Origin of the sequence: Rhodophyticola sp., assembly GCF_965284195.1 — a bacterium.
GTDB lineage: Bacteria > Pseudomonadota > Alphaproteobacteria > Rhodobacterales > Rhodobacteraceae > Rhodophyticola.
Window position 1 is genome coordinate 3,621,255 of record NZ_CBDIRM010000001.1, and the last position, 19,529, is coordinate 3,640,783.

Genomic DNA, 19,529 nt, shown 5'->3' on the forward strand with positions numbered 1-19,529 from the left:
CAGGGGCGCGCGTCCCGCCTTGCGTTCAGATCGCGCCGAGTGCGGCCAGCGACACGTCGGCCTGATGATCCCGGCCGTAGGCTACCAGTCCGAGAGAGCGAATGTCCTCCGACCGGATCCGGGCCCGCAGCATCCCGCCCGATGGCGTGAAGTCGGCCAGCGGGATCGTCACATCGACCCAGTCCAGCGGCGCATGGAACCCGGCCTGATAATACTGCCACGGCAAGCGCGAGCCCGTCGTGCGCAGATGGATGAAGTATCGCTGCTCATTGCCGCGCACCCGCAGCCGCAGGGCCGTGGCGGCCGGGGGCAGCCCATCGGGCAGGGCGGTCCGGGCCTGAATGAACCCGCCCCTGTTTTCCGTGCTGACCGAGCCGCTCAGGCGCAGGACCTCGCCGTGAAGCGCCGCTTCCCCCTCGGACACGCCGCCCATGACCGTGTCGGCCAGATAGGTCCAGTCATAGCTGTTGGCAGGTGTCATGGTCAGGGTGCTCCAGCTTTCGGACAGCGCCGCACGGGGCGCAAGGCCCGCCGCCCACCCGGTCAGGAGGAGAAAGCGCCGGTCCAGCGGTTTCAGGCCGCCAATCCCTTGAAGCCCATATCCAGATACTTCTTCCGCCGGGCCTTCACGAGCGTCTTGCCGCTCTGCCCGTCCATCTCGGCCAGCAGCGCCCCGATCGCCTTGCCGACGGCGGCGATTGTCGCGTCGCGGTCCCGCTGCGCGCCACCCATGGGCTCCTTGATGATGTGATCGGCCACGCCGAGCCGTTTGAGATCCTGCGCGGTCAGGCGCAGCGCCTCGGCGGCCTCGCGCATCTTCTCGGCATCTTTCCAGAGGATCGAGGCGCATCCTTCGGGCGAGATCACGGAGTAGATCGAGTGTTCCAGCATCGCGAGCCTGTCCGCGGTTGCAAAGGCCACCGCACCGCCGGAACCGCCCTCGCCGATGATGACTGAAATGAGCGGCACACGGATCTGAAGGCATTTCTCGGTGCTGCGCGCAATCGCCTCGGATTGTCCGCGTTCTTCGGCGCCCTTGCCGGGATAGGCGCCGGGCGTGTCGACGAGGGTGACGACGGGCAGGTTGAACCTGTCCGCCAGATCCATCAGGCGGACGGCCTTGCGGTACCCTTCGGGCCGTGCCATGCCGAAATTCCGCTCGATCCGGGTCTTGGTGTCGTGCCCCTTTTCGTGGCCGATCACCACCACGGGCGTATCGTCGAACCGGGCAAGCCCGCCCATCACCGCATGGTCGTCTGCGAAGTTCCGGTCGCCGGCCAGCGGCGTGTATTCGGTGAAAAGCGCCTCGATATAGTCGCGGCAATGGGGACGGTCCGGATGGCGCGCGACCTGACATTTCCGCCAAGGGCTGAGATCGCGGTAGAGATCCACAAGCAGGTCCGACGCTTTCTTGTCCAGCGCCTTGGCCTCCGCCTCGACATCCATCTCCTCGTTGCGTCGTGCCAGCGCGCGCAGCTCCTCGGCCTTGCCTTCGATCTCGGCAAGCGGTTTCTCAAAATCGAGATAGTTCATGCGGGCCTCCGCCAAGCGATCCTTGCGAGGTTATATGACGGTGTGGACCGGCGGATGCAACTCGGCAAGATTTGTGAATGCAAGGCGCGGCATGACAGTGGCCGAACGCTCCGGAGGACCGGCCATGGCCACAAGCTACGAAGACAGACTGCTGCGCGTGCTGGCATATATCCACGACAATCCGGCCGGTGACCTGTCGCTTGACGAACTGGCCGATGTCGCCGCGATGAGCCGGTTTCACTGGCACCGCGTCTTTCGCGCGATGACCGGCGAAACCTGCGCCCAGGCCGTGCGCCGGGTGCGTCTGCATCGCGCGGCCGTCTGGCTGGTGCAGACGGATCGGCCGCTCCGGCGGATCGCCGCGGATGTCGGTTACCCCAGCCTGTCCAGCTTCAGCCGTGCCTTTGTTGCAAGCCATGGCCTGACCCCCGGTGCGTTCAGAACCCGCGGCGAGCTGATGCCGCCGCTTCTGACTGCTGAAAAAGGAGGTTACCCCGTGTACCCGATTGATATTGCCGACCACCCCGCGCGCCGTCTGGCGGCCATCGCCCATCGTGGCCCGTATGTTATGATCGGCAAGGCATTCGAAAGCCTTGGCGCCGTCTTCAGCTCCCGCAACCTCTGGCCCCATGCGGGCGGGATGGTGGGGGTCTATTACGACGACCCCGATGCCGTTGCCGCCGACGACCTGCGCAGCCTGGCCGGTGTTGTGGTGGATGACGCCGCGCCCGTGGCCGCACCGCTGGAAGAGGTCAAGCTGCCTGCCGGGCGCTACGCGGTCATGCATTACAAGGGCCCCTATTCCGGCCTCGCCGCTGCCTACAAGCATATGTATGGCGTCTGGCTGCCGCGCTCGGGGGAGGAACTGGGCGATCACCCGCCGATCGAGGTCTATCTCAACAACCCGCAGGACACCGCGCCCGAGGATCTGCTGACGGATGTTTGTGTGCCGCTGGCGGAGCAGGCCGCATGAGCTGGCTTGCCATGGCCGCGTCGGGCCTGTCGCTGGACATCAGGGAAAGTCCGCCGTTGCGAGTGGGCGCGCTTGTGCATCGCGGGGCGCATCACGAAATCGGCGAGAGCTTCGGCAGGCTGATGCGCATTCTTGCCGCTGGCAATGCCGTCCCGATGACCCGCGGCATGATCAGCCTGCACCGCGAGGCGCCCGGCGACGTGCCGGAGGCCGACTTGCTGAGCCATGCCGGGGCGATCTGGGTTGGCCCGGGCGCCTTGCCGCCCGGTCTGGTCGAGATCACCGTGCCGCCCGGCCGGGTCGCCGTCTGCCGCTATCGCGGCCCCTATGACGGGCTTGGCGCGGTCTGGGCGCAGTTCACGCCGGCACGACTGGCCGCGCATCGGCTGGTGCGGCGCGATGCACCTGCATTCGCGCTCTATCTCAACAGCCCTGTGGAGGTCGCACCCGCGGACCTGCTGACAGATCTCTGCCTGCCGGTGGTTTAGCCCGCGATCATCTCGGATTGCCTGACGATCACTTCGGCCTGCTTGATGGATGCGATATCGACCAGGCGGCCCTTGTAAACCGTTGCTCCCGAACCGCTTTTCTTGGCCGCTTCCATTGCGGCCAGGATCTCGCGGGCTTCCGCCACGGCCTCGTCCGACGGTGTGAACACCTCATTGGCCAGCGCGATCTGTTTCGGGTGGATGGCCCATTTCCCGACCATGCCCAGCGTCGCCGAGCGGCGCGCCTGGGCGCGATAGCCGTCATCGTCGCTGAAATCGCCGAACGGCCCGTCGACGGGCAGCACGCCATGGGTGCGGCAGGCGGCGACAATCGCGGTCTGCGCCCAGTGCCAGGGGTCGCTGAAATGCCGCGCCCCGCCGTGAAGCATGTAGTAGTTTTCCTGTGTCCCGCCGATGCCTGTTGTCTGCATCCCCATGCTGGCGGCGAAATCGGCGGCGCCGAGGGACATGGCCTGAAGCCGTGGCGATGCCGCGGCTATCTCCTCCACATGGGACAGGCCGGCGGCACTTTCGATGATCACCTCGAAGCTGACTTTCCGGTCGCGGCCCCGCGCGGCTTCAATCGCCGTCACAAGCGCGTCGACGGCATAGACATCGGCGGCGCAGCCCACCTTGGGGATCATGATCTGATCCAGCCGGTCGCCGGATTGCTCCAGCAGATCGACCACATCGCGGTACCAATAGGGCGTGTCCAGCCCGTTGATCCGCACGCTCAGGGTCTTGCTCCCCCAGTCGATATCGCCGATCGCCTGAATGACATTTGCGCGGGCTTGCGGCTTGTCGTCGGGCGCAACGCTGTCTTCCAGATCGAGATTGATCACATCCGCCGCGCTGTCGGCCATCTTCTGAAACAGCTTTGTATTGGAGCCGGGCCCGAACAACTGGCAACGGTTGGGGCGGGCGACGGGCTGGGGCTGGATACGGAAGGACATAAGGGCTCTTTCGGCGCAAGGATGTTTCGTGGGCGTTGCCGGAATGGGTAGGTTATTGCGCGACCGGGCGCAAGTGCTGCGGCGCGGCATGGCGGGAACGGCAGAGTTTCTGGCGCGGTGACCGTCGATCTTCACCGTGCGGCCCTGCAGGACCTGGGCGAGCCTTCCGGGCTGCGGAGCCAATAGCCGCGTGGCCAGAACATCAGCGTTCAGGGATAGCGACCGTGATCCTTCATGATCGGCGCTCAACGCTCTCCAAGCGCGGTCTCCGCATTCGTCTGCATTCTGAGGAGAAAAGAAAACGCCAGTTCCCGTTCACTCGGCGAAAATCCCTCCAGAAGCACTGTGTTGATCCTTTCGTGGAAATCGGACAGGTGATCGAGGTCCCGGCCCTTTTCCGTCAGCGTGACGACCATGACACGGCCATCTGACGCGTGCCTTCGGCGACGTACCAACCCCCGGTCGATCATTCGATCCACAATGCGTGATGTCGCCGGAAGTCCGGTGCCGACAAGCTCCGCCAATGCGCCAACGGTCAATCCGTCGGACCGCCAGAGGCATGACAAGACAACCCATTGGGGCAATGAAAGATCATAAGGATCAAGCAGTTGCTGACAAAGCGCATTCATGCGGCCCGCCGTGAAGTTCAGCGAACGGCCAATGGATTTTGGAGGTCCGTCTTTTTTACTTGCCATGTAAATAAAAATACGATGTAGTTTACGTGTAAACCAACATAGCCCACCGGACCAGCGTCAACAACGACAATCGCGTTCAGCGGGGGTGGAGCGGCAACAATACGGGGACAAGGAAATGACAAAGACAGTGCTCATGGTGGGCTGGCACCCGACCGTCGTGGATTACGCGAAGTATCCGGGGCTGACCGCCGACAAGCTTGAAGCTGCGCTGCGGGCGGATGAGAAAAAACTGAACGATCTTGGCTACACCGCGTCTATCGGGTTCCTATACAGCGGCGATACCGCCACGGATCAACTCGTTCAGGCGTTGAAGGAAACGGCCTTTGATGTGGTGATGATCGGCGCCGGCGTCCGCAAGGATGACGACCATTTCCTGATATTCGAAAAGCTGGTGAATGTGGTTCACGAACATGCGCCCAAGGCGCGCATCGCCTTTAATACCGGGCCTACAGATTCCGAGGCCGCAATCCAGCGTTGGTGTTGATAGGAGACCGAAAGATGGCCAACCAGATCAAGAGTTCCGAGAGCCGTTTCGGTGTCGTCGCCGTCTCGGTTCATTGGATCAGCGCGCTGCTCATTCTTGTATTGCTCGGGAGCGGCTTCAGCGCAGGGTATGCATCGGACGCGGAGACCAAGGCCGCCATCCTTCGTGTGCATCTTCCCGTCGCGGTGGCCGTGTTGCTGCTGACCATCGCGCGGTTGATCTGGTGGTGGCGCTTCGACCGCAAGCCATCCTCCGTCGGCGGTGTTGCTCCTTGGCAGGATCGTATCGCGCGCTGGACGCACCGGGCCCTCTACGTCGCTTTGTTGCTGCTGCTGGCGAGTGGGATCGCAGTGTCGATCTTGTCGGGATTGCCCGATGCCCTATACGGCGAGGCGGGATTTCCCGAGCTGGCAGAACTTCCGCCACGGGTGGGCCACGGGATTGCCGCAAGGCTGCTGGTCGGGCTTGTTCTGCTTCACGCCGGCGCTGCGCTCTACCATCATTGGGTGCTCAAAGATGGAACGCTCAAGCGCATCTGGTTTCAAAAGGCATAGCGGCCGTCGGCCAGTTGCAGCTCGATAGCCAGTGAGAGCCATTGGCTGGAAACCGGCCAAGGGGCCAGCGCGGCATTGCTCAGAACGGGCGCGACGCGAAGTTTACTGCAAGTCCTTGAAAGCGGATCGCATCCGCGCCACCGCATCCTCGATCACCGCCCGTGGCGCGGCGATGTTGAAACGCAGGAAATCCTCCCCGCCCTTGCCGAAGGTCGGCCCGTGGTTCACGGCGATTTTCGCGTCCTCCGCGGTGCGCCGGGTAAATTCCGCCATATCCATGCCCGTGCCCGAGAAATCGACCCAGGCCAGATAAGTGCTTTCCAGTTTCATCGAGTGCAGGCCGGGGATGGCGTTGATCCCGTCATCGAAGATCCGCGCGTTTTCGGCCAGATACGGGGTCAGGCTGTCAACCCAGGCGGCGCCGGCGGGGGTGTAGGCCGCCGTAGCCATGAACAGCCCGAAGGAGTTGGGCGACATGCCCATCGCCATCATCCGGGCGTTGAACCGTGCGCGCAGATCCGGATCCTCGATGATCACGTTGCCCACATGGGACCCCGCGATATTGAAGGTCTTGGTCGTGGCCGTCATCATGATCAGCCGGTCGGCGATACCGTCGATCTTTGCCATCGGGATATGGGTATGCCCGGGCAGCACCAGATCGTGATGGATCTCGTCGGAGACGATCAGCAACTCGTGGCGTTTGGCAAAGGCGGCCAGCGCCTGCAACTCCCCTTGCGTCCAGACACGGCCACCCGGGTTGTGCGGCGAACACAGGATCAGCATCCGCTCGTTGCCGGTCATCTGTGCATCCCACGCGTCGATGTTCAGTTCGTACCGGCCGTCGGCATTGATCATCTCGCATTCCACCAGTTCGCGACCGGCGGCGCGGATCACCTTGGCGAAGGCATGATAGACCGGCGTCATCAGAACGATGCCATCGCCGGGCTGGGTATAGGCGTCGAGGCACATCGCCGTGCCGTTGACGAGGCCGTGGGTGGTGAAGATCCAGTCCGGCTCTATGGTCCAGCCATGGCGATGCTCCATCCACCAGCAGATCGCCGCGCGGTATTTGCTGTCATCGCCGAAATAGCCGTAAAGGCCGTGGTCGATCATCCCCTGCAGCGCATCCTGAATGCATTGCGGCGGGCGGAACTCCATATCCGCCACCCACATGGCGATCCCGTCCGACGGAGAGACGCCGTAAAGCTGCTCCATCATGTCCCATTTCACGCAATGTGTGCCGCGCCGGTCGATGATCTCGTCAAATGACATGAATGCCTCCGTCCTTGGTCCGGGCCAAGCTAGCGGACGCGGAGCCGGGCGCAAGAGCTAGCCGTCCGGCGGCAATTCGAAGAGGTCATGCACGCTGACCTCCAGTTCATCGGCCAGACACAGCGCAAGATAGGTCGACGGCGTGAAGATCCCGTTCTCGATCGTGTTGACGGTCTTGCGCGAAACGCCCACCGCGTCGGCCAGGTCGGCCTGGGTCAGTCCGGCCTTGGTCCGGTGGGCTTTCAGATGAACGATTAACCTTGCCGTCATTCGGCACGGCCCCGCAGGATCGAGGCGAGGTAATGGGCCGGTGGCGCGGCGCCCAGAACCGGCCCGAGCCAGAAGAAGGCCATGCTCGCGTCAAGGCGCCCGCTCAGCACGAGCACGAGGAAAACGATAAACACCGCAAGGACGGCCCAGAACCCGAAGATCAGGCTGTCGCGATGGGCGGCGGTGTTCTGTTCGTCCCATGCCGCCTCTGCAGCTTCGGGGTGGCGCAGGTGCATGATGGCAGACAGCACCGCGTAGCCGATGGCCGCGCCGCCGATCAGCCAGGCCCAGGTCAAGCCCGAAGGCCCGACGGAGGCAAATGAGGCGATCACCGCGGTCAGGGTGAGGATGACAATCATGGCGCTGCCGATCAGGCGGATGCGGCTGACAGGATTTGCGGACATAAGAGTGGTCTCCATGACAAGAAGTAAGTAACCTTGGGGTTACATATCCGACTCGAAAAGTAACGTCAAGGTTACACTTCCCATAACTTGCGAGATGTGCGGCGGGGCGCTAAATGCATGGCTATGAAACGTTCCATTCTGATCCACCCCGACCCGCGCCTGAAAAAGGTGGCCGACCCGGTGCCTGACAGCAGCGATGAGTTGCGCAGCCTTGCCGATGACATGCTGGAAACCATGTACGCCGCCCCCGGTATCGGGCTGGCCGCACCACAGGTCGGCATCCTGCAACGGCTGATCGTTCTGGATTGCGTGAAGGAGGAGGGGGCCACGCCGCGCCCGCTGACCATGTTCAACCCCCGCGTCCTGTCCAGCTCTGACGAGCGTAACGTGTACGAGGAGGGCTGCCTGTCGCTGCCCGAAATGTATGCGGATGTGGAACGCCCGGCGGAGGTGACGGTGGAATGGATGGACCGGGATGGCCGGGCGCAGACCGAAACCTTCGATGGGCTCTGGGCGACCTGCGTGCAGCATGAGATCGACCATCTGGATGGCAAGTTGTTCATCGACTATCTGCGCCCGCTGAAACGCCAGATGATCACCCGCAAGATGGTCAAGCTGAAGCGCGAACTGGCCTGGGAGAAGGTGTGAGCCTGCGCCCCATCCTGCGTTGGCCCGACCCACGCCTGAGCGAAACCTGCACGCCGGTGGCTGGCGATATCCGCGAGCTTTCGGCCGATATGCTCGATACGATGTATGCCGCCCGCGGGCGTGGGCTGGCCGCGCCGCAGATCGGCGTTCTGCAGCGGCTTTTCGTGATGGATGTGGGCTGGAAGGAAGGCAGCCCGACCCCCTTGATCTGCGTGAACCCCGAGATCCTGGATCGGTCGGAGCGTCAGGTCAGCGGCCCCGAGGGTTGCCTGTCGATCCCCGGCATCACGGCGCAGGTGGCGCGTGCCGAATGGATCGTCCTGCGCTGGACCGATCCGGCCGGTATGGGCCAAGAGGCGCGATTGGACGGGTTCGCCGCGATCTGCGCCCAGCACGAATACGATCATCTGGACGGGATCGTGACATTCGACCGTGTGGAGCCTGCCGCCCGCGCCGCGCTGGAGGCCGACTATGCCGGCTAGGCCATTTGTCATGTGGCCGGACAGGCGGCTGCAAACGGTCCGTGAGCCGGTTGCAGAGGTGACCGACGCGGTGCGGGCGATCTGGACCGACATGATCGACACGATGGATGCCATGCCGGGTGTGGGCCTTGCCGCGCCGCAGATCGGCGTGATGCTGCGGCTGGCGGTTGTCGATGCCTCCGATGAGCGGGGCCGGGCGATACAGATGGCCAACCCCGAGTTGCTTCATGCAAGCGTCGAGTTGCGGTCCCATCCGGAAGGCAGCCCGAACCTGCCGGGCGTGCACGCGGAGATCCGCCGTCCCCGCGCCGTGACCGTGGCCTATCTGGATGAAACCGGCGCACGGGTGGAAAAGGATCTGGTCGGGCTGTGGGCCACCAGTGTGCAGCATCAGATCGACCATCTGGACGGGCGGATGTATTTCGACCGGTTGAGCCGTGTCAAACGCGACATGCTGCTGAAAAAGGCGAGGAAACGGGCGTGAACATCCACTCGGAGAGATGCGTATGAGAGTTGTGTTCATGGGCACGCCGGCGTTTTCGGTGCCGGTGCTGGAGGCGCTGGTCGATGCGGGCCATGACATTGCGGCGGTCTATTGCCAGCCACCGCGCCCCGCGGGCAGGGGCAAGAAGGACCGGCCCTCTCCGGTGCAATCGCGTGCCGAGGCGCTGGGCCTGACGGTCCGCCACCCGATCTCTCTCAAGACGCCCGATGCGCAGTCGGACTTCGCCGCGCTTAGTGCCGATGTCGCCGTGGTGGTGGCTTACGGGCTGATCCTGCCGCAGGCGATCCTGGATGCGCCGGCGGGCGGTTGCCTCAATATTCATGCAAGCCTGCTGCCCCGCTGGCGGGGTGCCGCGCCGATCCACCGGGCGATCATGGCCGGTGACCGGGAAACCGGCATCTGCATCATGGAGATGGAGGCCGGGCTCGATACCGGGCCTGTTCTGCTGCGCAAGACCGTCGAAATCGGGGCCGAGGAAACAACCGGCGAGTTGCATGACCGGTTGAGCGTTCTGGGCGCTGACGCGATTGTCGAGGCTCTGGCGCGGCGCGATGAGCTCGTGGCTCGGCCGCAGCCGGAGGCCGGAGTGAGCTACGCGGCGAAGATCGACAAGTCCGAGGCGCGGGTGGACTGGACCCGCCCGGCGTTGGAGGTGGATCGGCTGATCCGCGGATTGTCCCCGTTTCCGGGGGCGTGGACGATGTTGGCCGGCCGCAGGATCAAGCTCTTGCGCAGTCGGGTCGTGCCGGGCGAGGGTGAACCCGGCGTCGTGCTGGACGGGCTGCGCGTGGCCTGCGGCACGGGGGCGGTGGAACTGACCGAACTTCAGGCCGAGGGGCGCGCCCGGCAGGATGGCGAGACGTTTTTGCGCGGAACCCCGGTTGCTCCGGGCACAGTGTTGGGAGACGGATGATGGGCTTTTTCGCGTTTTTCGGCTCGTTGATGATCGGCGGGTTCATGGGCTACCTCTTTGAACGCTGGGGGATCACCCATAACGGGATCATTCCATCGGTCCTGATCGCGCTGGGGGCGGTGATCGTCGTTTTCATGCTGCGGGTGATGTTCCATCTGAGCTTCGGGTCGCCCGGTGTGGATGCGATCATCGGGTCGGCGGCGGCACTGGTGCTGATCCCGACGGAATGGGCGCATCGGCGGCGCAATCGCCGGAAGTAACCGCTGTTTCCGAAAGAGGACGGGATCCGAACGAGGGGCGTTTTCCTCCGCCGCGGTCTGGCGTCGCTCAGGATCTGGGCGGGCGCGGTCGGTAGACCGGCAGCCGCCAGCCAAAGGCAAGCGAGCCTGCCCGCAGGGCAAAGGTGGTCAGGATGCAGGCGATGATCGGGGCAAGCGGATCGGCAATCACATACGGTATGGCAAGGGCGGCCCCGGCCCCGGCAAGGGCGGCGGTGACGTAGAGTTCCCCCTGTTTCAGGACCAGCGGTACCTCGTTGCAGACGACATCGCGCATCAGGCCGCCAAGCGTGCCGGTGGCAACCCCCATCACAAGGATGATCGGCACCGACTGATCCATGGCACCGGCCACGCTGACGCCTGCCGCGACCGCGATGGCCAGCGCGGCGGCGTCCAGCCAAAGTAGGACCGTGTACCGGCTTTCCAGAAGATGGGCGGTGAAGAAGACGAGAAACGCGGCGGCGCAGGCGATGGCCAGATGGGTGGGATCGGCAAGCCAGAACACCGGGTCGCGGTCAAGCAGCAGATCGCGGACCGTACCGCCGCCGACCGCCGTCAGACAGGCGACGAAGAAGAAGCCGATGATGTCCAGCTGCGCGCGGGAGGCGACCAATGCCCCGGTCAGCGCAAAGACCGCCACGGCGGCATAATCCAGCATGGCGATCATGTCGGTTTGAACGGGGCCATGCCGGCCCGGGCCAAGGCGTCGGCGCGTTCGTTTTCGGGGTGGCCCGCATGGCCCTTCACCCATTCCCAGGTCACGCTGTGGCGGGCATTCGCCGCATCCAGACGGCGCCACAGATCCTCGTTCTTGACCGGTTTTTTCGTGGCCGTGCGCCAGTTGTTCCGTTTCCAGCTATGCAGCCACGCGGTGATGCCGCCTTTGACATAGGCGCTGTCGGTGATGACGGTCAGGGTGGAGGGACGGTCCAGCGCCTCAAGGGCATGGATGGCGGCCAGCAGTTCCATCCGGTTGTTGGTGGTGTCCGCCTCGCCGCCCTTCAACTCGCGGGTCTTCAAGACCCGGGCGCCGTCGCGCGCGATCAGCAGGGCGCCCCAGCCGCCGGGGCCGGGGTTGCCGGAACAGGCCCCGTCCGTATAGGCGAACAGCTCAGCCACGGGCGATGATCAGGATATAGGGGTCAAGCGTCCCCGTAAGGCCGCGGCCCTCGCCGGTTTCGGCGCTGAGCACCGTCAGGCCGGCATCCTCCAGATGTTCGCGCAACGCGGGCTCGGTGTAATAGGTGTAGAAACGGCCAATATCGTCCCGCGCCTCGCCTGTGCCCAGCTTCATCCCGAGAAAGAGGTGCCCGCCCGGTTTCAACGCCTTTGCCAAAGCGGCGAAATGGCGGGCAAAATCGGCGCGGCGCGCATGGAGCAGGGAGAAGCTGGCCCAGACCCCGTCATACAGATCGGTTTCGGTGACATCATCGAAACTGCCAAGTCTGGCATCGACCCCGCGCGCCCGTGCGGCCTCGACGAATTCGGCGGTCGGGTCGAGCGCGGTGACCCGAAACCCGGCCTCCTGCATGGCCGCCGCATGGACGCCCGGGCCGCAACCAACATCCAGAACATGCGCGCCGGGCGGGAGATGGGACAGAAAATCCTCCATCGCCCGGGCCTGGATTTCCGTCATCGCGACGGCGGCATATTCGTCGACACGGGCGGAATAGGCCCTCAGCGTCTCCTGATCCGTCATCTGACGACTCCCACCGCAAGGCAGGCCACGACGACCGCCGTCAGCAGCAGACGCAACGCCATCCACCAACGTGGCGCGAGCCCCTGTTGCCAGAACATGTAATCCATCGGCAGCAACGCGATGAACCCCGCCAGAAGCGCGACCATGGCGCTGTCGGGCCGGCCCTGGGCCATGAAAAACGCCCAAAGCGCGGGCAGCACCGAGAGCGCATACCCGGTTGCGGCGACGGCGCCCCTGGCCTTCGTGGCGAAGCCCCAGAGCGCGCCGGACATGAAGCACAGGATCACGATGCCATAGCTCTGAAGCACAAACGGCCCGGTAAGTGCCGGGCCCAGCACACGCGCGGACCAGCCTTGCAGGGCGGGGTCGCTCAGGGTGGCGGCGCCCCACAGAAACGGGATCAGGCCGGCAAGTCCGATAAGAAGGGCGGAGCGGGGAATTCTGGTCATGGTGCCTATGTGCCGGGGCTTGGCCGCTGCGGCAAGAGGGTTCCCCGCAAATGCCGCCATTCGCGCCGCAGGGTGCATCGGCTGCGACATGAGGTGCGCCTTCGCCCGGGTCGGAACGGGTCAGGGGCCGTAGGTGGTGCAGGTCACGGCGCGCGCCATCAGCCGGGCACACGCGCGCGCGGCCTGATCCTCGGTCATGCCGTCAAACCGTGCCTCGAACCCGCCGGAGCGGCTGACGACGCGGCGCAGGGCTTCGTCGAAGGTGCCGAGTTCCGCAAGCGCCGTGGTCAGCAGCAGACGTTCGGCGCCGTGACGGGTCGGATAGCGGCCGAGCGAGACACCGTAAAGCCGGCTGCCGGTGGAGGAGGCGCGGGTCACGACCTCGGGCTCCAACGGCATGGCGCGGGCCACAACCTCGGTCAGTTGCAGGGGCCGGGGTGCGGGGGACGTATCCAGCGGGGTCAGCGCCGCAACTTCGATGGCTTCGGGTTGGGCGGGCTCCATGGCCTCCGTGACCTCTGCCTCCGCAAGCAGAGTGGCTGCGGGCGCGTCGGAGGGTTCGGGGGTGGGGTCCGCTGTCGCCGGTGCATCCTCTGCCGCCGGGGCCTCCACCGGGGCGGTGACCGCATCTTCCAGCGCGTCTTCCACCGCGGCGTCGATCGCGGCAAGCAGCACGGGCGACGCTTCGCGGACCGGGCGGCGCACCGGAACGATGCTTTGTGCCACGGCCAGGGTCGCGGGGCTGCCAGGCCGGCTTGGCTGGTTGTCATAGGTCGGCAGACTTGGCCGCCGGATCGTGGCCCGCGTGGGTGCGCGGGCGAACCCCATATCCAGAAGCTCCATGATCCGTTGATTTCGGGAGGCTGTGGATTGGCCTCCGAACACGGTCGCGATGATCCGTTCCTGCCCGCGCTCGGCGGAGGCGACGAGGTTGAACCCGGCCGCCCGGGTATAGCCGGTCTTGATCCCGTCCGCGCCGCGATAGGCGTCAAGGAACCGGCGGTTGGTGTTGCGCACCGTGGCGATACCCGCATCGGTCGAGCGCCTGGAGAAGATGTTGTAGTATTGCGGGTAGTCGAAAAAGAGACGGCGCCCCATCACGGTCATGTCACGGGCCGTGGACAGGTGGCCTTCTTCGGTCAAGCCGTGAGCATTGCGGAAGGTCGTGCGGGTCATGCCCAAGGCGCTTGCTGTACGGTTCATGCGGCGGGCGAAGGCCGCTTCGGACCCTTCGATCGCCTCGCCGATGGCCGTGGCCGCATCGTTTGCCGAGCGCACGGCGGCGGCCCGCACCAAATAGCGCAGCGCGATCCGCGACCCGGCCCGCAGGCCCAGTTCCGAAGGCGGCTCAGCGGCGGCATTGGCCGAGATCGTCACCGGCGTGTCCATGGTGATCTCGCCAAGGCGCACGGCTTCGAACGCGATGTAGAGCGTCATCATCTTGGTCAGAGATGCGGGATGAAGCCTTGTATCGGCATTGCGGGAATGCAGTACCTCGCCGGTGCGGGCATCCATGACCATGGCGGCATACGGCGCGGCGCGCGCGGGCGCACCGACCGTCAGCACCACGCACAAAAGCGCAATGAACCCGAAAAGGGCCAATGAAATCCGTCTGTGTCTCACGAGACCTGCTCTGTCTGCCTCTGGTGCCGTCTTGTGCGGCGTTTCTCTAATCGTAGGGGATTTTCCCAAGGAAATCCATGACAAAGGTGTTAACGCCGGCAGCAAATTTTTGCCTGTTGCGACCTGCGGGGAACATATCGGTGATGGCCCGGATCATGCCGCAACATCTGCCATGGCCGGGACGGATCCAGGGTCAATCGGTCGCGTCATCTTGCTCTGGCCCAATGGTCTGGGCATAAATCGTCCGGAGCGAGAGAAGGACCACCATGACCGACATGTTCGAGACCCGCAAAGCCCGCGCCTCTGCGTGGTTCCGCAGTTTGCGCGATGAGATCGTCGCCGCCTTCGAAGGGCTGGAAGACACGCAGGGCGGCGCGGAGGAACCCGGCCGGTTCGACGTCTCCGAAACCACCCGCGCCTCCGACAATGGCAGCGATGCGGGCGGCGGGCTGATGAGCGTCATGCGCAGCGGGCGGGTGTTCGAGAAAGTCGGCGTCAATGTCTCCACCGTCTATGGCACGTTGGGGGAGCGTGCGGTGCAGGCCATGGCGGCGCGCAAGGACCTGTCTGGCCTCAAGGACGACCCGCGCTTCTGGGCGTCGGGCATCTCTCTCGTGGCGCATATGCAGAATCCGCATGTGCCGGCCGTTCACATGAACACGCGCATGTTCTGGACGCCCCATGCCTGGTGGTTCGGCGGGGGGTCGGACCTGAACCCGGCGATCGAATACCCCGAGGATACGGCCGCGTTTCATGACGTGCTGAAGGATCATTGCGACCGGCATCAGCCCGCGTACTATCCGCGCTTCAAGGCCTGGGCGGATGAGTATTTCTTCGTGCCGCACCGGGGCCGGGCCCGCGGGGTCGGCGGGATTTTCTACGATGACCTGAACACCGGCGACTGGGAGGCCGATTTCGCCTTCACCCAGGATGTGGGCCGGGCATTCCTGCCTGCCTTTCTCGGGGTGGTCGAGAAACGCCGGCATGCAGCATTCACCGAGGCCGACCGGGAGGCGCAGCTGGTTCACCGGGGTCTCTATGCGGAGTACAATCTGGTCTATGACCGGGGCACGAAGTTCGGGCTGGAGACGGGTCACGACGCGAATGCCGTGTTGATGAGTTTGCCGCCGATCGCGAAGTGGACCTGAGACAGGTTACAAAAAGACGCAAATTCGGAATCTTTTGTAACCTATTTCGACCCATCCAGCAGCGCGCGGTAGATGGCGACAATCGCCTCTGCCTCGCGCTCGATCCCGAAATGGGACACCACATGAGACCGGGCATTGGCCGATTGGCGGGACCGCTCGGTCGGGTCGTCCAGCAGCCTCGCGGCAGCGCTGACCATGGCGGCGACATCGCCGGGGGCAATAAGCGCGCCCGTTTCGCCGGGGACGATCAGTTCCTCGAACGCGCCGACTGTCGTGGCGATCACCGGAACACCGCAGGCCATGGCTTCCAGCGGGGTCAGGCCGAACCCCTCCCATCGTTGCGGCGCGATGAAGAGATCAAGCGCCTGATACCATTCGGCAATGTCGTGAACGGGCACTTCCGGCGGAAACAGGAACCTGTCCGAAAGGCCCGCGGCGGCAACTCGGGCCTTCAGATCCCGCTCGAAGCCGATGTGTTTTTCGGTGGCGCGCCCCATGACGATGGCCGCGGCCTCGGGCCGGTCGCGCAGCAGCTCGATCATCGCGTCGACAAAGACATCGGTGCCCTTCTGCGCGCGGATGCGTCCGAAGCACCCCACCAGCGGGCCCGACGGCAGGCCGAGGGAGGCCTTGACCGCCGCGCGGTCGGCTGGCGGGGAAAAGCTTTTGGTGTCGATGCCATGCAGGATCACGCTGGACGGGCGATCCAGATACTCGGCGGTTTTCCGTGAGGTGGAAATCAGGGCGTCCATCTGCCGGATCAGCCATTTCGAATAGCCGGTATGGTGGCGTTGGGAGGCGGAGGTGAAAAGCAGCTTCAGCCGTTTGCGAAACAGGTGTTTCAGGACCAACCCGGCCAGCATTTCGGAGTTCCGTCGCGCATGCCAGACCCGGTGCCCCGACGGCCCGGAGGCGGACATCGTCAGAAGATCGCGCCGGCGGATCTGCGGGACGTGATCGGGGAGCGCCGGCGCCACGGCGGCAATCGCGATGTTGTCGGCCTGTAACGGCACCAGCCGCACCACGGTTGCCGTCACGCCCGACAGGCGACGTTTGAAATTCGGCGCAAGTACGTCGATCTGCCCGGGGTCGCGATAGGTCATTCTGCGCCCATAACTCGTGTGCCGGAGCCATACAAGCGCTGAGCCGGGAACCCGATGGCGGGGGCGGGCGTTCACACAATAGTTAACGGTTCTGTCGCTTGCAGTGTTTCGGGATCGTTCTACCATTAAATACTATGGGTATTGCCCCATTAATAAACACGGAAAGAGGAAAAGATGCGTATCAAGACACTTGCACTCAGCACTGCGATGCTTGCGCTGGCCGCTCCCGCGCTTGCCTCTGGCCCGGTGCAAACGACCACGCCACCGCCGGTGACGATCGTCCCGCCTGCGCCGGCCTACGACTGGACCGGCCCTTCGGTCGGTCTGCAATTCGGCCAGATCGATGTGGAAACCAGCGGTGCGGCCGCGCTCAGCGGTGACGACATGCTGATCGGTCTTCGGGCCTATTACGATTACGACTTCGGCAACTTCATCGTCGGCGGCGGTCTGCAATACGACACCACGGATGTGGATCTGGGCGGCGTGACGAATGTCGATTCCGTCCTGCGCGTCGGTGGCCGGGCCGGTATCGACCTGAACCGCAACTGGATCTATGCGACCGCCGGTTGGGCGCGGGTTGAAACCAGCGCCGCAGCCGTGGGCGATTCCGACGGGTACTTCGCCGGTCTGGGCTATGAGATTTTCCTGACTCAGAACGTGACCCTCGGCGCCGAAGTTCTGTACCATGAGTTCGACGATTTCGATCTGGGCGGACTGGAAGCCGAGGCAACGACCGCGGCACTTTCGCTGAACTTCCGGTTCTGATCCTAGGTTCTCTACCGATATGTCCCCCGGTCCGCCCGATGGGTGGGCCGGGGGTTTGATTTTGCGGGGGGGGTCAGTCAAGTACGGCGCCAAAATCCGTGCCGTATCCTTCCGCGTTCAGGGGCTGCCCCCGGGCAACCACCGCCCCCAACCGCCCCAACTCGTCACAGCATTTCGCGCCCGCCCCGTTTCCGCCTGTCAGAAGGGTGAGCCTGTCGGACAGCCGCGCGATATAGGGGAAGCCGGTTTCGGTGAAGCTGACCGCGCAACTGCCCGTATGGACCGACCGGATCGCCAGTTCCGGCATCAACTCGCGAAGATGGCCGATCAGTTTTGCGCCGACCGCAGGATTGCCATCGCCCTGAAACCATGCGGTCATTTCGGCATCATCCTGCATAATCGGGCTGTCCCCCTCACCGCCGATTTTCAGGTAGAGCCTGCCATCGGGATAGCGGATGGGTGGCAGCACATAGAGATCGTAAGCCAGCCCTTCTGGGAAGAATATGAGGCTTGGCATATGGGCCAGCCGTGCGGCTTCGGCCTCGTCGACCTCGGCGAACGCGATGGTGCGGGCGTAGACCCGCAGGTGCGGGCGCGCGGTCAAAAGCCGGTCCGTGGCGGCATAGCCGCCGGTGGCGACGACGACATGATCCGCCGCCAGATGCGTGCCGTCCGCCAGCCCGACCTTCCCACCGCGCAGGCGGGTGGCGGGGGTGCGGACCAGTTTGGCACCGGCCCGTTCGGCCAGCAGGGCTTCGGCATCCCTGATCGCGCGGGGGTTGATGTGGCCGCCGGTCGCCTCCCACGCGGCGCAGGTGCCGGGGGCAAACCGGAAGAACGGGAAGCGGCCGGGCAGGGTGGTCGCATCGTGATACTCATGGGCGATGCCCAAATCCCTTGCCACGGCCAGAAACCCCTTGGTGAAGCTTTCGCCCGATCCCGTGACGGGGCCGGCCATCATGCCGCCGCACGGGGTGAAGATGGACAGGCCGCTGCGCGCCTCCAGATCGCCGTAGCGCGCGATGGAGCGGCTGGACAGGCGGGACCAGTCCGGATCATGGGCCAGTTTGCGCGTGATCCGGCCCTGATCGTGATGGCTGCCGAAAGGGCCGATAAATGTGGCGCGATCATCGGGCTCGTCGGGCCCGACCAGCGCCACCGATGCGCCGGCTTCGGCGAGATGCCGGGCGCAGGCGCTCCCCATCAGCCCGCGTCCGATCACGGCGACGTCGAAGCCCGGTGTCATCAGCCGCGGATCGCCTCCAGCATCCGGTGTACGTTCTCGGGGTCCGCGTTCGGGGTGATGCCATGGCCCAGGTTGAAGATGTGCGGCCCGCCCCTGAATGCCTCGACGATGGCGCGGGTATCATCGACCAGCGCCTGCCCCCCGGTGACCATGTGCCGGGGGTCCAGATTGCCCTGAATGCAGCTGTCAGGTTGCAGGTGTTTCGCCGCCCATGCGGCATCCACCGACGTGTCGATGGCAAGCCCGTCGGCGCCGACGGCATTCGCGAACCCCAGATAGGCGTTGCCGGCTTCGCGCGGGAAGGCGATGACGGGCAGGCCGGGGTGGCGGGATTTCAGCTCGGATATGATCCGCTTCGCGGGCGCCAGCGCGTATTTCGCGAAGTCGTCGCCTTTCAGCGACCCGGCCCAGCTGTCGAAGAGCTTCACCACCTCCGCGCCGGCCTCCACCTGTTTGGAGAGATACTCGATCGTTGCCTCGGTCAGAAGGTGCAGCAGCGCATCGAATGTCGCGCGATCCTCGGCCTTCAGCTTGTGAGCCGGGGCCTGATCCGGCGTGCCGCGCCCGGCGATCATGTAGGTCGCAACCGTCCAGGGCGCGCCTGCAAAGCCGATCAGCGCGGTCTCCGCCGGAAGCTCACGCGACAGGATGCGGAGCGTTTCGTAGACCGGCGCCATGTGATCGTGGATGTCATCCTTGCCCTTCAGAGGAGCAAGCCCTTCGGGTCCGGTGATGGTTGACAGCCGCGGGCCTTCGCCGGTGACGAACCAGACATCCGCCCCAAGCGCATCGGGCAAGAGCAGGATATCGGCGAACAGGATCGCCGCGTCGAAACCATAACGGCGGATCGGCTGCAACGTAACCTCGGCGGCCAGATCGGAATTGTAGCAGAGCGACAAGAAGTCCCCCGCCTCCGCGCGCGTTTCCCGGTATTCTGGAAGATAGCGCCCGGCCTGCCGCATCATCCAGACGGGCGGGGTTGGCAATGTCTCGCCGGCGAGGCTGCGGAGGAGTAATTTGGTGTCAGGCATTCGTATGATCCTT

The 19,529-nt window shown here is 64.7% G+C and carries 26 protein-coding genes; 11 read left to right on the forward strand and 15 right to left on the reverse strand.

All coding sequences use genetic code 11. From position 1 onward, the window contains the following. Positions 1 to 25: 25 nt before the first annotated feature. Both ACQ651_RS18105 and ACQ651_RS18110 read right to left on the reverse strand, forming a co-directional pair. Entirely contained in the window at positions 26 to 481 is a 456-nt protein-coding gene (locus ACQ651_RS18105) for a CIA30 family protein (RefSeq protein WP_227287060.1), read from the reverse strand. Between the two features lie 92 nt (positions 482 to 573). Beyond that, on the reverse strand, positions 574 to 1,533 hold the full coding sequence (locus tag ACQ651_RS18110) for an acetyl-CoA carboxylase carboxyltransferase subunit alpha (RefSeq protein WP_430450047.1): 960 nt from the start codon (positions 1,531 to 1,533) through the stop codon (positions 574 to 576). A gap of 124 nt (positions 1,534 to 1,657) precedes the next feature. Here ACQ651_RS18110 and ACQ651_RS18115 point away from each other — a divergent pair, with 124 nt between their 5' ends. Further along, complete coding sequence (locus ACQ651_RS18115) at positions 1,658 to 2,506, forward strand: AraC family transcriptional regulator (RefSeq protein ID WP_430450351.1); 849 nt, start codon at positions 1,658 to 1,660, stop codon at positions 2,504 to 2,506. Further along, positions 2,503 to 2,994 carry an AraC family transcriptional regulator gene (locus ACQ651_RS18120; RefSeq protein WP_430450048.1) on the forward strand — a complete coding sequence of 164 codons (492 nt, stop codon included), beginning with the start codon at positions 2,503 to 2,505 and terminating at the stop codon, positions 2,992 to 2,994. Before ACQ651_RS18115 ends, ACQ651_RS18120 begins: the two co-directional genes overlap by 4 nt. Here the strand turns inward: ACQ651_RS18120 and ACQ651_RS18125 are convergent. Then, positions 2,991 to 3,947 carry an L-malyl-CoA/beta-methylmalyl-CoA lyase gene (locus tag ACQ651_RS18125; protein WP_227287066.1) on the reverse strand — a complete coding sequence of 319 codons (957 nt, stop codon included), beginning with the start codon at positions 3,945 to 3,947 and terminating at the stop codon, positions 2,991 to 2,993. The genes ACQ651_RS18120 and ACQ651_RS18125 overlap by 4 nt on opposite strands. A 245-nt stretch (positions 3,948 to 4,192) precedes the next feature. After that, complete coding sequence (locus ACQ651_RS18130; protein WP_227287067.1) at positions 4,193 to 4,642, reverse strand: MarR family winged helix-turn-helix transcriptional regulator; 450 nt, start codon at positions 4,640 to 4,642, stop codon at positions 4,193 to 4,195. A 115-nt stretch (positions 4,643 to 4,757) separates the two neighbouring features. On the opposite strand from ACQ651_RS18130, the gene ACQ651_RS18135 reads away from it, so the two are divergent. Beyond that, positions 4,758 to 5,126: a hypothetical protein gene (locus ACQ651_RS18135; RefSeq protein WP_375550911.1), complete on the forward strand. Its 369-nt coding sequence runs from the start codon at positions 4,758 to 4,760 to the stop codon at positions 5,124 to 5,126. A 14-nt stretch (positions 5,127 to 5,140) separates the two neighbouring features. Further along, positions 5,141 to 5,680 (forward strand): cytochrome b, encoded by a 540-nt coding sequence (locus ACQ651_RS18140; RefSeq protein WP_430450049.1) that lies wholly within the window; start codon positions 5,141 to 5,143, stop codon positions 5,678 to 5,680. A 102-nt stretch (positions 5,681 to 5,782) separates the two neighbouring features. Here ACQ651_RS18140 and ACQ651_RS18145 read toward each other — a convergent pair whose 3' ends face one another. The 3 genes from ACQ651_RS18145 to ACQ651_RS18155 are packed head-to-tail and all read right to left on the reverse strand — an operon-like array spanning position 5,783 to position 7,626. Further along, positions 5,783 to 6,952 carry a MalY/PatB family protein gene (locus ACQ651_RS18145; RefSeq protein WP_227287072.1) on the reverse strand — a complete coding sequence of 390 codons (1,170 nt, stop codon included), beginning with the start codon at positions 6,950 to 6,952 and terminating at the stop codon, positions 5,783 to 5,785. A 57-nt stretch (positions 6,953 to 7,009) separates the two neighbouring features. Next, positions 7,010 to 7,222, reverse strand: a complete 213-nt coding sequence (locus ACQ651_RS18150) for a helix-turn-helix transcriptional regulator (RefSeq protein ID WP_227287074.1) — start codon at positions 7,220 to 7,222, stop codon at positions 7,010 to 7,012. After that, a complete protein-coding gene (locus ACQ651_RS18155; protein WP_227287076.1) occupies positions 7,219 to 7,626 on the reverse strand; it encodes a hypothetical protein in 408 nt (135 codons plus the stop codon). Before ACQ651_RS18155 ends, ACQ651_RS18150 begins: the two co-directional genes overlap by 4 nt. A gap of 123 nt (positions 7,627 to 7,749) precedes the next feature. On the opposite strand from ACQ651_RS18155, the gene def (ACQ651_RS18160) reads away from it, so the two are divergent. The 5 genes from def (ACQ651_RS18160) to ACQ651_RS18180 are packed head-to-tail and all read left to right on the forward strand — an operon-like array spanning position 7,750 to position 10,434. Next, positions 7,750 to 8,274 (forward strand): peptide deformylase, encoded by a 525-nt coding sequence (gene def / locus ACQ651_RS18160; protein ID WP_430450050.1) that lies wholly within the window; start codon positions 7,750 to 7,752, stop codon positions 8,272 to 8,274. Further along, positions 8,271 to 8,756 carry a peptide deformylase gene (gene def, locus ACQ651_RS18165; protein ID WP_430450051.1) on the forward strand — a complete coding sequence of 162 codons (486 nt, stop codon included), beginning with the start codon at positions 8,271 to 8,273 and terminating at the stop codon, positions 8,754 to 8,756. The genes def (ACQ651_RS18160) and def (ACQ651_RS18165) overlap by 4 nt, the downstream gene beginning before the upstream one ends. Then, the gene (gene def, locus ACQ651_RS18170; protein WP_430450052.1) at positions 8,746 to 9,240 is read left to right on the forward strand and encodes a peptide deformylase; all 495 of its coding nucleotides are present in this window, start codon (positions 8,746 to 8,748) and stop codon (positions 9,238 to 9,240) included. The genes def (ACQ651_RS18165) and def (ACQ651_RS18170) overlap by 11 nt, the downstream gene beginning before the upstream one ends. A gap of 22 nt (positions 9,241 to 9,262) precedes the next feature. Beyond that, entirely contained in the window at positions 9,263 to 10,174 is a 912-nt protein-coding gene (fmt, locus tag ACQ651_RS18175) for a methionyl-tRNA formyltransferase (protein ID WP_430450053.1), read from the forward strand. After that, positions 10,171 to 10,434, forward strand: a complete 264-nt coding sequence (locus tag ACQ651_RS18180) for a hypothetical protein (protein WP_227287086.1) — start codon at positions 10,171 to 10,173, stop codon at positions 10,432 to 10,434. The genes fmt and ACQ651_RS18180 overlap by 4 nt, the downstream gene beginning before the upstream one ends. A gap of 67 nt (positions 10,435 to 10,501) precedes the next feature. Here the strand turns inward: ACQ651_RS18180 and ACQ651_RS18185 are convergent, their stop codons facing one another. The 5 genes from ACQ651_RS18185 to ACQ651_RS18205 form a co-directional block, all read right to left on the reverse strand. Beyond that, positions 10,502 to 11,119 carry a trimeric intracellular cation channel family protein gene (locus ACQ651_RS18185; RefSeq protein WP_430450054.1) on the reverse strand — a complete coding sequence of 206 codons (618 nt, stop codon included), beginning with the start codon at positions 11,117 to 11,119 and terminating at the stop codon, positions 10,502 to 10,504. Next, a complete protein-coding gene (gene rnhA / locus ACQ651_RS18190) occupies positions 11,116 to 11,571 on the reverse strand; it encodes a ribonuclease HI (protein ID WP_375550905.1) in 456 nt (151 codons plus the stop codon). The genes ACQ651_RS18185 and rnhA overlap by 4 nt, the downstream gene beginning before the upstream one ends. Next, positions 11,564 to 12,151 carry a class I SAM-dependent methyltransferase gene (locus ACQ651_RS18195; protein ID WP_430450055.1) on the reverse strand — a complete coding sequence of 196 codons (588 nt, stop codon included), beginning with the start codon at positions 12,149 to 12,151 and terminating at the stop codon, positions 11,564 to 11,566. The genes rnhA and ACQ651_RS18195 overlap by 8 nt, the downstream gene beginning before the upstream one ends. Next, positions 12,148 to 12,600: a DUF3429 domain-containing protein gene (locus ACQ651_RS18200; protein ID WP_227287093.1), complete on the reverse strand. Its 453-nt coding sequence runs from the start codon at positions 12,598 to 12,600 to the stop codon at positions 12,148 to 12,150. The genes ACQ651_RS18195 and ACQ651_RS18200 overlap by 4 nt, the downstream gene beginning before the upstream one ends. 120 nt (positions 12,601 to 12,720) lie before the next feature. Beyond that, entirely contained in the window at positions 12,721 to 14,223 is a 1,503-nt protein-coding gene (locus ACQ651_RS18205) for a serine hydrolase (RefSeq protein WP_430450056.1), read from the reverse strand. Between the two features lie 266 nt (positions 14,224 to 14,489). Here ACQ651_RS18205 and hemF point away from each other — a divergent pair, with 266 nt between their 5' ends. Continuing rightward, positions 14,490 to 15,371 carry an oxygen-dependent coproporphyrinogen oxidase gene (hemF, locus tag ACQ651_RS18210; RefSeq protein WP_430450057.1) on the forward strand — a complete coding sequence of 294 codons (882 nt, stop codon included), beginning with the start codon at positions 14,490 to 14,492 and terminating at the stop codon, positions 15,369 to 15,371. A gap of 41 nt (positions 15,372 to 15,412) precedes the next feature. Here the strand turns inward: hemF and ACQ651_RS18215 are convergent, their stop codons facing one another. Beyond that, complete coding sequence (locus ACQ651_RS18215; protein WP_430450058.1) at positions 15,413 to 16,474, reverse strand: glycosyltransferase family 4 protein; 1,062 nt, start codon at positions 16,472 to 16,474, stop codon at positions 15,413 to 15,415. Positions 16,475 to 16,648: 174 nt separating this feature from the next. On the opposite strand from ACQ651_RS18215, the gene ACQ651_RS18220 reads away from it, so the two are divergent. Continuing rightward, positions 16,649 to 17,239, forward strand: a complete 591-nt coding sequence (locus ACQ651_RS18220; RefSeq protein WP_227287099.1) for an outer membrane protein — start codon at positions 16,649 to 16,651, stop codon at positions 17,237 to 17,239. 73 nt (positions 17,240 to 17,312) lie between these two features. Here ACQ651_RS18220 and ACQ651_RS18225 read toward each other — a convergent pair whose 3' ends face one another. Beyond that, positions 17,313 to 18,485 carry an NAD(P)/FAD-dependent oxidoreductase gene (locus ACQ651_RS18225; RefSeq protein ID WP_430450059.1) on the reverse strand — a complete coding sequence of 391 codons (1,173 nt, stop codon included), beginning with the start codon at positions 18,483 to 18,485 and terminating at the stop codon, positions 17,313 to 17,315. Continuing rightward, positions 18,485 to 19,516, reverse strand: coding sequence for a uroporphyrinogen decarboxylase (gene hemE / locus ACQ651_RS18230; RefSeq protein WP_430450060.1), 1,032 nt, complete (start codon positions 19,514 to 19,516; stop codon positions 18,485 to 18,487). The genes ACQ651_RS18225 and hemE overlap by 1 nt, the downstream gene beginning before the upstream one ends. Positions 19,517 to 19,529 lie beyond the last annotated feature (13 nt).

What these genes read in the sequence shown, in the direction of transcription:
- ACQ651_RS18105 (WP_227287060.1), bottom strand. Translation starts at nt 481, where the DNA reads ATGACACCTGCCAACAGCTATGACTGGACCTATCTGGCCGACACGGTC.
- ACQ651_RS18110 (WP_430450047.1), bottom strand. Translation starts at nt 1,533, where the DNA reads ATGAACTATCTCGATTTTGAGAAACCGCTTGCCGAGATCGAAGGCAAG.
- ACQ651_RS18115 (WP_430450351.1), top strand. Translation starts at nt 1,658, where the DNA reads ATGGCCACAAGCTACGAAGACAGACTGCTGCGCGTGCTGGCATATATC.
- ACQ651_RS18120 (WP_430450048.1), top strand. Translation starts at nt 2,503, where the DNA reads ATGAGCTGGCTTGCCATGGCCGCGTCGGGCCTGTCGCTGGACATCAGG.
- ACQ651_RS18125 (WP_227287066.1), bottom strand. Translation starts at nt 3,947, where the DNA reads ATGTCCTTCCGTATCCAGCCCCAGCCCGTCGCCCGCCCCAACCGTTGC.
- ACQ651_RS18130 (WP_227287067.1), bottom strand. Translation starts at nt 4,642, where the DNA reads ATGGCAAGTAAAAAAGACGGACCTCCAAAATCCATTGGCCGTTCGCTG.
- ACQ651_RS18135 (WP_375550911.1), top strand. Translation starts at nt 4,758, where the DNA reads ATGACAAAGACAGTGCTCATGGTGGGCTGGCACCCGACCGTCGTGGAT.
- ACQ651_RS18140 (WP_430450049.1), top strand. Translation starts at nt 5,141, where the DNA reads ATGGCCAACCAGATCAAGAGTTCCGAGAGCCGTTTCGGTGTCGTCGCC.
- ACQ651_RS18145 (WP_227287072.1), bottom strand. Translation starts at nt 6,952, where the DNA reads ATGTCATTTGACGAGATCATCGACCGGCGCGGCACACATTGCGTGAAA.
- ACQ651_RS18150 (WP_227287074.1), bottom strand. Translation starts at nt 7,222, where the DNA reads ATGACGGCAAGGTTAATCGTTCATCTGAAAGCCCACCGGACCAAGGCC.
- ACQ651_RS18155 (WP_227287076.1), bottom strand. Translation starts at nt 7,626, where the DNA reads ATGTCCGCAAATCCTGTCAGCCGCATCCGCCTGATCGGCAGCGCCATG.
- def (WP_430450050.1), top strand. Translation starts at nt 7,750, where the DNA reads ATGAAACGTTCCATTCTGATCCACCCCGACCCGCGCCTGAAAAAGGTG.
- def (WP_430450052.1), top strand. Translation starts at nt 8,746, where the DNA reads ATGCCGGCTAGGCCATTTGTCATGTGGCCGGACAGGCGGCTGCAAACG.
- fmt (WP_430450053.1), top strand. Translation starts at nt 9,263, where the DNA reads ATGAGAGTTGTGTTCATGGGCACGCCGGCGTTTTCGGTGCCGGTGCTG.
- ACQ651_RS18180 (WP_227287086.1), top strand. Translation starts at nt 10,171, where the DNA reads ATGATGGGCTTTTTCGCGTTTTTCGGCTCGTTGATGATCGGCGGGTTC.
- ACQ651_RS18185 (WP_430450054.1), bottom strand. Translation starts at nt 11,119, where the DNA reads ATGATCGCCATGCTGGATTATGCCGCCGTGGCGGTCTTTGCGCTGACC.
- ACQ651_RS18195 (WP_430450055.1), bottom strand. Translation starts at nt 12,151, where the DNA reads ATGACGGATCAGGAGACGCTGAGGGCCTATTCCGCCCGTGTCGACGAA.
- ACQ651_RS18200 (WP_227287093.1), bottom strand. Translation starts at nt 12,600, where the DNA reads ATGACCAGAATTCCCCGCTCCGCCCTTCTTATCGGACTTGCCGGCCTG.
- hemF (WP_430450057.1), top strand. Translation starts at nt 14,490, where the DNA reads ATGACCGACATGTTCGAGACCCGCAAAGCCCGCGCCTCTGCGTGGTTC.
- ACQ651_RS18215 (WP_430450058.1), bottom strand. Translation starts at nt 16,474, where the DNA reads ATGACCTATCGCGACCCCGGGCAGATCGACGTACTTGCGCCGAATTTC.
- ACQ651_RS18220 (WP_227287099.1), top strand. Translation starts at nt 16,649, where the DNA reads ATGCGTATCAAGACACTTGCACTCAGCACTGCGATGCTTGCGCTGGCC.
- ACQ651_RS18225 (WP_430450059.1), bottom strand. Translation starts at nt 18,485, where the DNA reads ATGACACCGGGCTTCGACGTCGCCGTGATCGGACGCGGGCTGATGGGG.
- hemE (WP_430450060.1), bottom strand. Translation starts at nt 19,516, where the DNA reads ATGCCTGACACCAAATTACTCCTCCGCAGCCTCGCCGGCGAGACATTG.